General features: G+C 68.6%; 15 protein-coding genes. 8 read left to right on the top strand and 7 right to left on the bottom strand.

What is annotated here, in order from left to right; genetic code table 11:
- Nucleotides 1-46 precede the first annotated feature (46 nt).
- Nucleotides 47-757: an SDR family NAD(P)-dependent oxidoreductase gene (locus tag ABZ552_RS14870; RefSeq protein ID WP_281918814.1), complete on the top strand. Its 711-nt coding sequence runs from the start codon at nucleotides 47-49 to the stop codon at nucleotides 755-757.
- 46 nt (nucleotides 758-803) lie between these two features.
- On the opposite strand, the gene ABZ552_RS14865 is transcribed toward ABZ552_RS14870, so the two are convergent.
- On the bottom strand, nucleotides 804-1,715 hold the full coding sequence (locus tag ABZ552_RS14865; RefSeq protein WP_357437567.1) for an AMP-binding protein: 912 nt from the start codon (nucleotides 1,713-1,715) through the stop codon (nucleotides 804-806).
- Nucleotides 1,716-1,884: 169 nt separating this feature from the next.
- Between ABZ552_RS14865 and ABZ552_RS14860 the strand changes: the two genes are divergently transcribed.
- The 3 genes from ABZ552_RS14860 to lipB all read left to right on the top strand — a co-directional run bounded on the left by ABZ552_RS14860 (nucleotide 1,885) and on the right by lipB (nucleotide 4,669).
- Nucleotides 1,885-3,171, top strand: coding sequence for a helix-turn-helix domain-containing protein (locus ABZ552_RS14860; protein ID WP_357437565.1), 1,287 nt, complete (start codon nucleotides 1,885-1,887; stop codon nucleotides 3,169-3,171).
- A gap of 296 nt (nucleotides 3,172-3,467) precedes the next feature.
- Nucleotides 3,468-3,956: a hypothetical protein gene (locus tag ABZ552_RS14855; RefSeq protein WP_281918816.1), complete on the top strand. Its 489-nt coding sequence runs from the start codon at nucleotides 3,468-3,470 to the stop codon at nucleotides 3,954-3,956.
- A 77-nt stretch (nucleotides 3,957-4,033) separates the two neighbouring features.
- On the top strand, nucleotides 4,034-4,669 hold the full coding sequence (gene lipB / locus ABZ552_RS14850) for a lipoyl(octanoyl) transferase LipB (protein ID WP_281873708.1): 636 nt from the start codon (nucleotides 4,034-4,036) through the stop codon (nucleotides 4,667-4,669).
- 51 nt (nucleotides 4,670-4,720) lie between these two features.
- Here the strand turns inward: lipB and ABZ552_RS14845 are convergent, their stop codons facing one another.
- Entirely contained in the window at nucleotides 4,721-5,335 is a 615-nt protein-coding gene (locus ABZ552_RS14845; RefSeq protein WP_281873709.1) for a TetR/AcrR family transcriptional regulator, read from the bottom strand.
- Nucleotides 5,336-5,340: 5 nt separating this feature from the next.
- Nucleotides 5,341-6,183: a class I SAM-dependent methyltransferase gene (locus ABZ552_RS14840; RefSeq protein WP_281873710.1), complete on the bottom strand. Its 843-nt coding sequence runs from the start codon at nucleotides 6,181-6,183 to the stop codon at nucleotides 5,341-5,343.
- A gap of 473 nt (nucleotides 6,184-6,656) precedes the next feature.
- Between ABZ552_RS14840 and ABZ552_RS14835 the strand changes: the two genes are divergently transcribed.
- From ABZ552_RS14835 to ABZ552_RS14825, 3 genes are all read left to right on the top strand, one after another.
- Nucleotides 6,657-6,851, top strand: coding sequence for a hypothetical protein (locus tag ABZ552_RS14835; RefSeq protein WP_281873711.1), 195 nt, complete (start codon nucleotides 6,657-6,659; stop codon nucleotides 6,849-6,851).
- Between the two features lie 223 nt (nucleotides 6,852-7,074).
- Complete coding sequence (locus tag ABZ552_RS14830; RefSeq protein WP_357437558.1) at nucleotides 7,075-8,040, top strand: DUF5996 family protein; 966 nt, start codon at nucleotides 7,075-7,077, stop codon at nucleotides 8,038-8,040.
- 322 nt (nucleotides 8,041-8,362) lie between these two features.
- The gene (locus ABZ552_RS14825) at nucleotides 8,363-8,605 is read left to right on the top strand and encodes a hypothetical protein (RefSeq protein ID WP_281918820.1); all 243 of its coding nucleotides are present in this window, start codon (nucleotides 8,363-8,365) and stop codon (nucleotides 8,603-8,605) included.
- A gap of 76 nt (nucleotides 8,606-8,681) precedes the next feature.
- Here the strand turns inward: ABZ552_RS14825 and ABZ552_RS14820 are convergent, their stop codons facing one another.
- Both ABZ552_RS14820 and ABZ552_RS14815 read right to left on the bottom strand, forming a co-directional pair.
- Complete coding sequence (locus tag ABZ552_RS14820) at nucleotides 8,682-9,233, bottom strand: dihydrofolate reductase family protein (RefSeq protein ID WP_281873713.1); 552 nt, start codon at nucleotides 9,231-9,233, stop codon at nucleotides 8,682-8,684.
- 539 nt (nucleotides 9,234-9,772) lie between these two features.
- Nucleotides 9,773-10,051, bottom strand: a complete 279-nt coding sequence (locus ABZ552_RS14815; RefSeq protein WP_043736702.1) for a hypothetical protein — start codon at nucleotides 10,049-10,051, stop codon at nucleotides 9,773-9,775.
- Between the two features lie 362 nt (nucleotides 10,052-10,413).
- Here ABZ552_RS14815 and ABZ552_RS14810 point away from each other — a divergent pair, with 362 nt between their 5' ends.
- The gene (locus ABZ552_RS14810; RefSeq protein ID WP_281873714.1) at nucleotides 10,414-10,569 is read left to right on the top strand and encodes a hypothetical protein; all 156 of its coding nucleotides are present in this window, start codon (nucleotides 10,414-10,416) and stop codon (nucleotides 10,567-10,569) included.
- A 63-nt stretch (nucleotides 10,570-10,632) separates the two neighbouring features.
- Here ABZ552_RS14810 and ABZ552_RS14805 read toward each other — a convergent pair whose 3' ends face one another.
- Nucleotides 10,633-11,574, bottom strand: a complete 942-nt coding sequence (locus ABZ552_RS14805; RefSeq protein ID WP_357437554.1) for an ABC transporter substrate-binding protein — start codon at nucleotides 11,572-11,574, stop codon at nucleotides 10,633-10,635.
- 32 nt (nucleotides 11,575-11,606) lie between these two features.
- On the bottom strand, nucleotides 11,607-12,314 hold the full coding sequence (locus tag ABZ552_RS14800) for a class II aldolase/adducin family protein (protein ID WP_159839983.1): 708 nt from the start codon (nucleotides 12,312-12,314) through the stop codon (nucleotides 11,607-11,609).
- Nucleotides 12,315-12,320: the final 6 nt, after the last annotated feature.

The following is a 12,320-nucleotide window of genomic DNA, read 5'->3' as shown; positions in this document are numbered from 1 at the left end:
GCTCCGGTTGACTTCGAGCGCGCTCCAGGTCTTAGCGTCCGTCGTCATGACAGCAACATTGATCACCGGTGCGAACAAGGGTCTCGGCTTCGAATCCGCTCGCCGACTCGTCGCCGCGGGCCACACCGTCTACCTCGGAAGCCGGGACGCCGACCGCGGTCGCCGGGCCGCGGCGGAACTCGGCGCGCGGCCGGTCCAGCTCGACGTCACCGACGACAACTCCGTGGCGGCCGCGGTCGAGGCCATCGAGGCGGACGGCGGGCTGGACGTACTGGTCAACAACGCCGGTATCGCGCCGGAGTGGGGTGTCGCCGACGCTGTGATCGGCGCCGCGGACCTGACCGCCGAGCTGATGCGCCGGACATTCGAGACGAATGTCTTCGGCATGGTGCGGGTCCTGCACGCGTTCCTTCCGCTGCTGCGGCGTTCCGCCGCTCCGGTCGTGGTCAACGTCAGCAGCGGGCTCGCCTCATTGGCCCGGATCGCCGACCCGGGCACCCCGGCGCATGCCTACCCGGGCGTCGCCTATCCGGCGTCGAAAACGGCGGTGAACGTGCTGACCGTGCAGTACGCGAAGGCGTTTCCGGCCATGCGGATCAACGCGGTGGAGCCCGGATTCACCCGGACCGACCTGAACGGGAACAGCGGCAGGCAAACCGTGGAGCAAGGCGCCGAAATCATCGTGCGAATGGCGCAGGTGGGGCCCGACGGCCCCACCGGAGGCTTCTTCGACGCCGAAGGCGTCCTGCCCTGGTGATCACGGGGCACGCTCCGTCCAGCTGCGACGCCGACCGGGGCCGGGACTATCTGCTGCTCGGTTGCTGCTCTGTCGCTGCCGGTGAACGGATCGCGTGCGCTCGCGCGATGACCTCGCGCAGCCCGTACCCGTTGATGACGGGTATCCCGTAACGGTGCTGGAACCTGCTGCGCAGTTCGATGCGGGCAGGGGCCACGCAGCAGAGGGCGAAGCGTACCGACGAGGCGTCCGTCCGCATCCGGCCGGGCAGCTCGGACAGCGCGGCGTACAGACCGGGGACCGCGGAGAAGTAGGTCGGCTGGATTCGCTCGATCCGATCCAGGAACGACCGCGGGCCGAGGTGGCTCGCCATGGTGGCGCGGCCCCCCACGGCCAGCGGCGACAAGGCGCCCAGCAAAATGCCGCTGATCTGCCGCATCGGCAAGGTCGACAGACTGTGGTCGGCATCGGTGAGGGCGAGCACCTTGATCACCAATTGGCACATGGCCCCGAGGTGGCGGTGGTCGAGCATCGCCCGGTCACCGCCGCAGTAGGTGATCAGCGCCAATTCCTCCGCACCGGGCCGCGCCGGATCGACGACTTCGCGTTCCGCCGCGGTGAGCGTGACGACCGGAACCGAAAGGCCGGCCCGCGCGGGGCGGGCGGCGGCGATGATGACTGTCGAACCGGAGTCGGATATCCGTCGGCCCGCTTCCGCGTCGTTCACCATCGGGTCGATCACGGCGGCCGCGGCCCCCAGACGCCAGGTCGCGAACAGCGACACCACGAGTTCGACGGCGCTGGGCAGCATGATCGCGACCACGTCGCCGGTCGTGACGCCCACGGCCTGCAGACCGGAGGCGGTCCGCTGGACGGCGGCCAGGAATTCGCTGTTGTCCAGTTCGGTGCCGTCATCGGCAAGGGCGGGTGCGTGCGGGGCGGCTTCGGCGCGGCGGTCCGGGAGGGTCGAAAGCGTCATTGCGATCTCCTCGGCAACGGCGTTGGGATTCGATGACAACGGTAGAAAGCGTGGCTGGGCTGCACACCGTCGTTCAACGCTCAATTTCTTCACCCGTTTTGTCGCCCGAGGACAATATCGACCTCGCGATCGGCCGCGATCGCGCAGGCCAGGCAACTACGATCGGCTGGTGACGAATTCTCGTCGCGACCACGCTGTCGAGATAGAGCGTTTTGTCGGGAAAATCGCCGCCCGCATGAACGAGCAGGTGACGGATATCAGCGCGAGCATCCATCGCGGCCTCGAGGAGGAAATAGCCGAATTACGCGCGGATGTCCATACCGTCGACCTGCTCGGGGCCAGTGTGCAGGGCAATGTCGATACCGTGCTGCACGCACTGCGCCACGACATTCCCGCCGCGCGCATCCACCTCCCCGCCGCGGCCAGCGAGTACACCAGGCGGCTGGCCCAGCACGGTGTCCCGCTCAACGCCCTGGTGCGGGCCTATCATGTCGGCCAGCGGCTGGCGACCGAACGATTCTTCGCCGAACTGGCGGCCGCCGACCTCGCACCGGCGGATCGTTTCCTCGTGGCCCGGACCATCGCCACCCGGCTGTTCGGGTACCTCGACCGGATGATCCAGCAAGTCGTCGCGGTGTACGAAGGCGAGCGCGAGCAGTGGCTGGAAACGCGCAACAGTGTCCGCGCGCTGGGCGTGCGCGAGATTCTGGAGGGCAAGAGCGCCGTCGATGTCGACGCCACCACCGAGAAGATTCGTTATCCGCTGCGGTGGCACCATCTGGCGCTCATCGTCTGGTATCCGGATTCCGGCACGCACGGCGACGAACTGGGCCGGCTGCAGCGGTTCGTCCGCGGCTCGGCGGAGCCCGCACGAGCCGACGCGACTCCCCTGTTCGTCGCCGACGATCAACTGAGCGGCTGGGCCTGGCTCCCGTACCGCTCGGCGCGGCCCGACGCGATCGCGGGCCTCCGCGGTTTCACGGCCGCGCTGAGCGACGCGCCGCGGGTGGCGATCGGCGCGATGGCCCCCGGCGTCGCGGGATTTCGCCGGTCGCATCGCCTGGCCCGGAGCGCGCGATCGGTCGCGCTGGCGCGAGGAGACGCCGGGGACCGAGTCGTCGCGGCCGACGATCCCGGGCTACCGGTGGCGGCCCTGCTCGGCGGACACGGGACCGAAGTCCGGGAATGGGTCGGCGAGGTGCTCGGCGACCTGGCCTCCGACACCGGTAACGACGCCCGCCTGCGCGAGACACTCCAGGTGTTCCTGCGCACCGGATCGAGTTACAAAGCGGCCGCCGAGGAACTGGACTTGCACGCCAACTCGGTCAAATATCGTGTCGGGCGCGCTATTTCGCGACGCGGCAGGCCCATCGCCGACGATCGGCTCGACGTCGAACTCGCCCTGCTGATCTGCCACTGGTACGGCCCTCCGGATCCGCGGCCGGAAACGGCGTGAGTTCGCCGCGCGCCGGATTCGGCCGTTCCTGGGCTGCGTGCCCATATGTCACAGCCCTGCACATCTCTCTCGGCCTGACCCACCGGACACACCGCGGATCGAGCGCAGCAGGCGCGGTCGTACAACCGGCACAGCAGATCCGCACTGCCGCCGCTCGACGTCGAACGCACCTCCGGTGGCGCCCCTTCGGAACGATCAGGAATCGAGAAGTACTGGTGACCGGACCTCGCTAGCGTCTTCACCACCGACGTCCACCCGGCGATCACCGGGGGGTGCTCATACGTAGAGGAGGACTCATGGATTGGAACAAGCGGATCCGGCAGACCCACCGGTGGCTGGCCGTCATCTTCACGGTGACTTTGCTCGTCACGGTCGCCGCCTTGGCGTTGCAGGGCCCAGTCTGGTTGTCCTACGTGCCACTGCCCCCGCTCGCCCTGCTTCTGTTCTCCGGTCTCGGCCTACTCGTGTTGTGGTACACCGCGAGGCGGCGCGACCGAGCAGCCGCGAACACCGCACCCCGGCAGGGCGTGGCAGCACAGGTCCCCGGACCCGCACCGCGAGTCCGGCGGCTGCACCGTTGGTCGGGCATCGTTTTCCTCTTGACCGTGCTCGCCACATTCGTCGCCTTGGCACCGGAGGATCCGGTCGTCTGGGTGTCATACCTGCCGCTTCTACCGCTCGCCGTGCTGCTGTTCTCCGGCCTGTACATGCTGGCACTGCCGTTCGCCGCCAAGCGCCGCGCCGCGGCGACCGATCCACGGCCGGGATTGCCCACCACGTCCTAGTCCCCGTGCGGGCGGCGCCGAGCCCGGCCATCGCGGGGCGGGTTCGCCGGTACGGCAGAGGGCGATATGGTCGGAGCATGCGATCCCGGCCGCTGACTTTGATCCAGGACGACCTCATCGACTACGACAAGGCCATGGAGCGCATGGGCGAGCTGGTCGACGAACGCCATAGCGGCGCGCGGCCGGATACGCTGTGGCTGCTGAGCCATCCGCCGGTCTACACCGTCGGGCGCAGGACGCCGCTGGAGCACCTGCCCGATCCGGCTCACCACATCCCGGTCGTGGAAACCACTCGTGGGGGCCAGCTCACCTATCACGGCCCCGGCCAGCTGGTCGGCTATCTCATCGTCCGGCTCGACTCCGGCGAAGGGGTTGTCGACTACATCCGGGAGGTCGAGTTCCGCCTGATCGAGGCACTCGGCCGACTGAACGTCCCTGCGGAACGCCGCGACACCCCACCGGGCTCGGAACTGCTCACCGGGGTGTGGACCACCCGCACCGCCCGCAAAATCGTCTCCATCGGGATGCGCCAGAGCCGCGGGATCACCAGTCACGGCTTCGCGCTCAACGTGAACGGCGACCTCGAACCGTGGCACTGGGCCGTCGCCTGCGGGCTTCCCGACGTCGACATGACCTCCGTGGCCCGCGAGACCGGGGCGGCCACCATGGAACAGGTGCGCCCGATCGTGGCCGCCGCGTTCGAGGCCGGCTGATCGTTCGGCACGCCGGGCGATCAGGCACCGCCACCGCCGATCCGGAGCGACTCAGGACGGCGCGCGAATGCCGTCGAGCACAAGCGCGACCACCGAATCCAGCGAGGGCGGGTCCGCGACGGGCCGCGCCGCCAGCAGGGCGGACAAGACCTGGTCGTGGCAGATGCCCGCCAGCACGGCGACCGCGGCGTCGACCCGGGCGTCCGGCGCGAGGCGGCCGAGATCGCGTTCGGCGTGCAGATAGCCGGCCAGCCGATGCCGCCAGTCTCGCCGGGCATCCGATTCGGCGAAGCGGGCGAGTGCCGCGGGTTGGGCGAGCAGTCCGGCAATCACCGGCACGATCGCCCGGTGCAGGGCCAGCCCTCGGTCGAGGTAGACGCGCAAATTCGCTGCTACCGCACCGGTTCCCGCCTGCGGCAGCAGACCGAGTCCGCGTTGCACCTCGTCGACGTGCGCGCGCAGCGCGGCGGCGAGCAGTTCCTCCTTGTCGGCGAAATGGTTGTAGAGAACCCCGGTGGCGACCCCGGCCGCCCGCGCGATGGCACGGACGGTGAGACCGGCCGAACCCTGCTCCACCATCATCCGCTCAGCGGTCGCGATCAGATGAGCGCGTAGATCGCGGTCGTCGTCGCGATCGCTGAGGGCTGCGGCCTTTCTCGGTGCCATTCGGCCTACAGTAGCGGCGCCGACGCCGTGACCAGCCAGGCGGTGCCGCGCAGCCGGACGCCATCGGGTCGGTCGAACGGCCGCAATGCCTCGCGCAACGTACGCCGGGCATCCGCCTCGACCGTGGGGTCCACGAGGCTCAGCTGATGACGGATCGGGCCCCAGCCCAAGAGGAACTCGGCCGCGTCCGCGATGTCGCGGCCCCAGATGCCGTCCGCCTCGACGCGCGCGCAGCCGATGTCGTCGAACCCCGCGGCCGACAGCACCTCGCGAACCCGCCCCGGATCGGAGAACGAGGTGGGGCCGTGGCCGTCCTCCGGCCCGGCGTACGGGAAATGCGTGGCGAGCGCACCGAATACGGTGCCGAGATCCGTTCCGCCCAGTGCGGTCATGGCCACGAACGCGAGGCGGCCCCCGGGTCGCAGCGCGCGGGCGATGTTGGTGAAGGCGGCGATCGGGTCGGCGAAGAACATGATCCCGAACCGGCTCATCACCACGTCGAACGCGGCGGCGGGGAACGGGTGCACCTGCGCGTCGCCTTGCCGGAACGACACATTCGCGATGCCCTCTGCCCGCGCGCGGTCGCGGGCGCGGGCGAGCATCGGACCGGACAGGTCGAGACCGGTCGCCGATCCGGAGCCTGCCCGTGCGGCGGCCAATCGCGTCAATTGGCCGTTCCCGCAACCGATGTCCAGCACCCGATCGCCGTCCCGGATGTCCGCGGCGGCCAGCAGCGGCTCGTTGAACCCACTGTTGACCGCGTCGTATCGGCCGTCGTGCTCGGCCCAGTGCGCGCCTTCGTAACCGTTCCACGCCTGCGCCTGCGCGATGTTGACGATCTCGGTCATCGAACCTCCTCGAACATTATGAACACACGTTCATGAACATGTGTTCATAATGACCCCTGGCGCCGCCGAGGTCAATGCGATGGCCCTATCTCGGGGCGGGCAGCAGGTTCTCGGAAACGAAAACGATCGCCTCGAGCGCGTGCCGCGGGCCCCGAACGCGCGCGCGGCGCCAAGGCGCGCATGCCCGCCTTCACGACGTTCGCGTAGGCGGTGGTCGCGGCCCGATCCGTGCGCCCGCACCGATCCCTCGACCACATCCTCGCTTTCGCGCATCGACATCCGAGCCTTCTGCCGCCCCTCCGTTCGCGACACTATGCGTTACCAGACGTATCCCAAACGCAGGAGCCAGTGGTGCTGGCCCAGCACAGAATCCGCGCGTCGATTCGCGCGGGCCGCACGGCGTGTGAAGAATGCTCGCAATCGCGAAAGTAATTGTCCGCCTGGGGATAACGTGCCATATGGAGCGGACGGGAATGACTGGAGAAATATCGGTGGTATTGCTGTGGGTGGCGATCGTCGGCATCGTCGTGGTTCTGCTCGGCGGTGCGGCCGCGGCCATGGTGTGGGATCCGGATTCCCGCCGCAGAGCCCGGGCAACCCGCAAGGGCGTCGCCCTGCCGTTGACGAGCATGCCGTCAGCGGGCGACAGGTGGCCGCGCAGGCCCTGAGACATCGTCGGCCGACCCCGGGCATGCCTTTCCGCCGGGTCCGGCCAGTTGGGCGGCCCGCAGCGGAGCCAGGCAATGTTGCCGGACAGTTGCCAATTCTGTCGCATGTCGGGCTTCCGAGGGCATGTGCACCAGGTACGGTGCGGGATACGAGCACTGCGCTGGTCATTCGCGAGCACCTGCGCGCGGCACCGAGTACCCCGAACGAGACGGAGGCGCGGCAGTGACAGAAGCCACGACCGGGCCGTGGCCGGCGTTGCGGGTGGACGACTGGACGCCCACGCGAGAGACGCTGCACATGTGGACGCAGATCGTCGGCAAAATCCGGCTCTCGCACGCTCCGCTGGTCAACCATTGGTGGCAGGTCACCTTCTACGTCAGCCCGAGGGGACTGACCACCTCCGCCATCCCGCACCCCACCGGGTGCTTCGACATCGAATTCGACTTCCTCGATCATCGACTGCACATCCGGTCCAGCGACGGCCGGAACCGGCAGGTCGCGCTCGAGCCCAAGCCGGTCGCGGCCTTCTACGCCGAAACCGTCGAGGCGCTCGGCGAACTCGGCGTGCCGGTGCACATCCAGGCCAGGCCCAACGAGGTCGAACCCGCCATCCCGTTCGCCGAGGACTACGAGCATCGCTCCTATGACGCGGCGGCCGCCACGTTGTTCTGGCGGCAACTGCTCGCCGCCGATCGCGTCATGCACGAGTTCCGTTCGCGCTTCATCGGCAAAGTGAGCCCGGTGCACTTCTTCTGGGGAGCGATGGATTTGGCGTGCACCAGATTCTCCGGGCGAGCAGCTCCTCGGCACCCAGGGGGCGCACCCAACTGCGGCGACTGGGTCATGGTCGAGGGCTACTCGCACGAACTGAGCAGTTGCGGCTTCTGGCCTGGCGGCGGAGCGGAAGGCGCCTTCTACGCCTACGCGTATCCGGAGCCCGAGGGATTCGCCGAGTACCCGGTCGGTCCGCCGGACGCCTTCTACAGCCGGGAGAACGGCCAATTCCTCCTGCCCTACGAGGCGGTTCGCACGTCCGCGGCGCCTGAGCGCGCACTGCTCGAGTTCCTCGACACGACGTATGCGGCCGCCGCCGAACTCGGCCACTGGGACCGCGCCGCGTTGGAGGCCGACCCGGACCGCTGGCAGCGCGAACGCGGGTCGCGCGGCCCAGCCGAGACGCGACGGTAACCGGCTCAGCCGGGTGAACGATGCGGCCTCGACGGTCGCGCGTCGCCAATCCAACAGGCCGGTCGCCCTCTTCGCATGCGTGGCACGCGGACCGGATGCGCTCCGCATGGTTTGAGGCGCGCACTCTCCGGTTACCTGAACAACGGCACGTTGCACAGGTCAAGATCGAGCGCGCAGCCATGTATTACTCGATTGACGCAGGTAGAGCGCCTTTGTTCCCATGGGTGGGAAAAATCAGTGCCAACGACTCACTGATCAATGTATCGTTATATGACGGCACGTTAATCGACGGGATGAACTAATGCACAACACGAGGAAGCGCGTGACAGTGCGTCGAGTGGTGGCCTCGGCGCTGATCGGTGGGTCGGTCTTCACGGCGGCGGCGGTCGCTTCGCCCGAACCTTATGTCACCACCACAGCGGACCGGTACTCGCACAACCCCGCCGACAAGCGCGGTTCCGGTGTCGGCGAGCGGTCCAGGAGCAGCAACCACGGCGGATACCGTGGACGCAACGAGCGTCCGTGCCAGTACACCCCGGAGGGTTACTGCACCGGCGGGCGCTGATTCCGGCCCACTCGCCCTCCCCGCGGCGAGCCGGGATCGCTCGGGCGGCCCGAACGGGCCGCCCTTCCGCGTGGCATCAGACCTCGGCGGGACCGTAGTCCAAGTGGACGACGCCGTTGGCGTAGACCTCCTGCTCTTTGAGCGCGAGCTTGGTCGCCTCGACGCCGTCGCCCCACAGCCGCTTGCCCTTGCCGAGCGCTATCGGGTACACGAACAGGTGCAGGTCGTCGACCAAGCCGTCCGCGAGCAGCGCCCGCACCAGCGTGCCGCTGCCACTGACATAGATGACGCCGTCGACCTCGTCCTTCAGCTTGCGGATGACATCCGGGTCGTAAGCGCCCAGACGGGTGCTGTTGGCCCATTCCACCTGCGGCTCCCGCGCACCCACCACGTACTTGATCGTGTCGTTGAAGAACGGCGCGCCCGGGTCGTCCTCGGCGGTGCGGGTCGACCAGGCCGGGGCGAACATCTCGAACGTGGTGCGGCCCAGCAGGATCGCCTTCGACGCCGAGGTGATCGCGCCCAGGGTCTCCCCCATCTTCGGGTCGAACCCGTATTCGAAGGTCCAGGACGGATCCTCGTACACCCCGTCGAGGGCGATGAATTCGTGCACTGCGATGGTGCCCATCGGTTTCCTTTCACGTGCGGCGGTCGCCGGGTGCGGCCGGTCTCGGTGTCGAGAACGACTCTGCTGGCACCGCCATACGATTTGTTTACGGTCGGTCCGTCACCGGCGCACCGACTCGGTTCGCGGTTGCTTTCTACCGCACGAACGGCGATTCGGCCCGTTCCGCGCGCAAGGCGCACGCCCACCACAAGAGCTGGGTGGTCAGCTTCCGTCGCTCGCGAAGCGCTGCCGGGCCTTGGTGATGGTCACGGTACGCCGGATGGGCACGGCGTTCAGTTCGCCGAAAACGTGCGGTATGAGCGGCGGCGTGACCGCCCGTGGCGAGCTCTCTTTCCGGCACTGGAACGGCACGCGCGCACGGCCGCGCGGCTGTTCGCCGAGCGATCCCGCGCGATCCTGCGGCCGAGGCCGTACTGAGCATCGCCGCCACCTGACGCACACGTGGAGCGCCGCTGTCCGGCGGCGCAGTCGGCGCGGACAGAAGAACACCGGCCCGACGGTGAGCGTCGAGCCGGTGCGTCACGAATCCGCGCCGTGGGTCAGCCGATGATCGCGTTCATGATCGTGCCCGCACTCGTCGCCACCGCGCCGCCGGCCATCGCGCTGGCGACCATCTTCGGCGACTGGAGAGTGCCGCCGTTCCATTTCTCCCACGCGAACCTGCCGCCCCCGTAGGTGATCGCCGTGATTCCGGACAACTGGACCAACCAGGTGAAGTAACGGCCCATCTGCATCAGTTTGTCCGCGAGCGGCGGCTCTTCCGCGGTCGGATTTTCGAACTGCGCGATCACGGTGTCGTGCAGCGCGGCGAGAATCATGCTCACGTTCGTGCTCCTTTTCGCATGCCGAGGTGATGCCGGAGACAGATTCGAGCGAAAGAACCGCGCCACCGAATAAGTCCGGCGCGCGACGGGCACTGCGACGCCCACGGCCGCCGATTCGGCGGTCCCGTGTCGTGTCCTGCTTTCCTGCCGGGAAAGTGGAGACAAGATCAATTAGACCGCACGGCGCGAATGTATTCCCCGCGACACACCGCGCCACACATGATCGAACTCACAGCCGGCTGCCCTGCCGGAGGAGGCTGCGACGATTACGATTTCACTAGGTGCGGGACCGACATGTCGGTGCAGTGCGGCGCCGAACCTTCCGCTGAGATCACCGTGACCGCGGGGAGGGCACAATGCACACCGCTTTCTTGATTCCACTGCTCATCACGCTGTTGATCGTCACCGCGACGGCCGTCGTGGCCGGTTACGCCACCGCCGTCGCCGCCTATTGGTGCGAGCTGCGCTCCACCGAAAGACACGGCGGCCGGCCGAATATTTCGCCGCGCTGACGTTTCCTCGAACACCCCGAAGGGCCGGGTATCCCGCGGCACCCCGGCCCGCCGTTCGTCCGATCAGACCGTTACGCCGGATTTCGCGGTGACCGTCTCGCCGATCCACGGCAGCACCGCGTCCCGCACCCGCACCGTCCGCGGCAGCAGTCCGTTGGCGGCCAGCAGATCGGCCGCGTGCTGCTGTTCGTCGAGGAATTCCGCGGTGACGGGTTCGACGCCGAAGGGCCTGCCGCGCAGCGCGGCCTCCCACGCGTCCAGGCTCGCGGTCCCGCCGCGAGCTGTCACGTCGTCGACGAAGTACCTGGCGGCCGCGCGCGGGTTGTCCTTGATCCACGCGTCCGACTGCTGCAAAGCGGTGATGATCGCCGTGAGCGCCGCGGGATCGCCTTCGGCGAAGTCCCGGCGGGTGAACCACAGCGAGGGGTGGCTGAACAGCGACTCGGTGTCCACGAGCGTCCGCAGGTCGGCGGCCGCCTCGATCGCGGCCAGACCCGGATAGGCGCCGACCCAGGCGTCCAGATCGCCGCGCAGCAGCGCCGCGCCGCCGTCGTGCACGTCGGTGTCCACCGGCTCGACGTCCTTCCACGCCAGGCCCGCGCGGTCCAGTGCGAGCAGGGCGAGGGTGGTCTGCCAGGAACCGTGCGCGATGCCGACCCGCTTGCCCTTCAGATCCAGCACCGTCTCGATGCCGGAATCGGCCCTGGTGACCAGGCGGCCGTTCTCCACCCGCGGCCCGGAGATGCCGACGTAGACGATGTCGCGTCCGTTCGCGAGCGCGGTCAGCGGCGGCGTGAAGCCCGTGCCGATGAAGTCGTAACCGCCGTCGAACAGATGATCGGAATGCAGCGACGGAAGTCCCGACCGCGGGTCGACCGGCGCGGGGCGTGGCAGGTCGCGCAGGTCGACCCATTCCACGTCGGGCAGCAGGTTCTCCAGGATGCCGCGGTGGCGCAGGACGAACAGGGAATTGTTGTGCGGGAAGTAGCCGACACGAATGGTCATGATCGCTCCTCGATTCGGATGTGCGGCGCCGGTCAGATCAGGCCGCGGCGGCGGGCCTCGTCGGCGAGGCCGGTGCGGCTCCACTGCACCGCGAGGTTGGACGGATCGAATTCGACCGAGCCGCCGAGCGTTTCGGCGATCGCCTGATACTGCGCGCCCTCCTCGAGCAGCACGACGAACTTCGCCAGCTCCAACAGCCCAGCCCGCCCGATGACGTTCGCACCACCGTTGGCCTCGAAGATCGCGACCAGGTCCGGGTCCTCGACCAGCTGGGACAGGATGAAATCGCCCGCGCCGACGCTGCGGTCGATGTGCGGCGGGACCGCCCGGGACAGGGTGAGCCGCTGCGCGGCCGCGTAGCGGATCGGGAGCGTGCGATGGGTTTGCGCCCACCCGCCCAGCCACGGGGTGTGGATGTGCACCACGGAAGTGATCTCCGGATGCGCGCGGAAAACCTTCGCGTAACCGGTGACGAATCCGGCGGAGCCCGTCCCGGACAGCACCTCGCCGTCGAAGGTGGCGACCACCGGCGCGATGGTGCGGTCGTCGGCCCACGGCCCCGGCTCGTTCAGGGCGACGGCGATCTCCTCGCCGGGCACGCGTTCGACGAAGTTGACGGTGCCGTTGCCGGAGACGGTGCCGGTCTCCCGGAACACTCGGAAGGCTTTCTCGGCGTCGCGGGTCGCGGCGGCCACGAACGCGGTGACGGACTCCGGCAACCGGGTCTCGGTGGTGGTCATGATCTC

The sequence above is a fragment of the Nocardia sp. NPDC019219 genome, from assembly GCF_040632645.1.
GTDB classification, from domain to species: domain Bacteria; phylum Actinomycetota; class Actinomycetes; order Mycobacteriales; family Mycobacteriaceae; genus Nocardia; species Nocardia sputorum.
The sequence above is the reverse complement of the archived record's forward strand: the minus strand, read 5'-3'. Positions and strand labels throughout refer to the sequence as shown.

What these genes read in the sequence shown, in the direction of transcription:
- ABZ552_RS14810 (WP_281873714.1), top strand. Translation starts at nt 10,414, where the DNA reads ATGCACACCGCTTTCTTGATTCCACTGCTCATCACGCTGTTGATCGTC.
- ABZ552_RS14820 (WP_281873713.1), bottom strand. Translation starts at nt 9,233, where the DNA reads ATGGGCACCATCGCAGTGCACGAATTCATCGCCCTCGACGGGGTGTAC.
- ABZ552_RS14865 (WP_357437567.1), bottom strand. Translation starts at nt 1,715, where the DNA reads ATGACGCTTTCGACCCTCCCGGACCGCCGCGCCGAAGCCGCCCCGCAC.
- ABZ552_RS14800 (WP_159839983.1), bottom strand. Translation starts at nt 12,314, where the DNA reads ATGACCACCACCGAGACCCGGTTGCCGGAGTCCGTCACCGCGTTCGTG.
- ABZ552_RS14815 (WP_043736702.1), bottom strand. Translation starts at nt 10,051, where the DNA reads ATGATTCTCGCCGCGCTGCACGACACCGTGATCGCGCAGTTCGAAAAT.
- ABZ552_RS14840 (WP_281873710.1), bottom strand. Translation starts at nt 6,183, where the DNA reads ATGACCGAGATCGTCAACATCGCGCAGGCGCAGGCGTGGAACGGTTAC.
- lipB (WP_281873708.1), top strand. Translation starts at nt 4,034, where the DNA reads ATGCGATCCCGGCCGCTGACTTTGATCCAGGACGACCTCATCGACTAC.
- ABZ552_RS14805 (WP_357437554.1), bottom strand. Translation starts at nt 11,574, where the DNA reads ATGACCATTCGTGTCGGCTACTTCCCGCACAACAATTCCCTGTTCGTC.
- ABZ552_RS14845 (WP_281873709.1), bottom strand. Translation starts at nt 5,335, where the DNA reads ATGGCACCGAGAAAGGCCGCAGCCCTCAGCGATCGCGACGACGACCGC.
- ABZ552_RS14870 (WP_281918814.1), top strand. Translation starts at nt 47, where the DNA reads ATGACAGCAACATTGATCACCGGTGCGAACAAGGGTCTCGGCTTCGAA.
- ABZ552_RS14855 (WP_281918816.1), top strand. Translation starts at nt 3,468, where the DNA reads ATGGATTGGAACAAGCGGATCCGGCAGACCCACCGGTGGCTGGCCGTC.
- ABZ552_RS14835 (WP_281873711.1), top strand. Translation starts at nt 6,657, where the DNA reads ATGACTGGAGAAATATCGGTGGTATTGCTGTGGGTGGCGATCGTCGGC.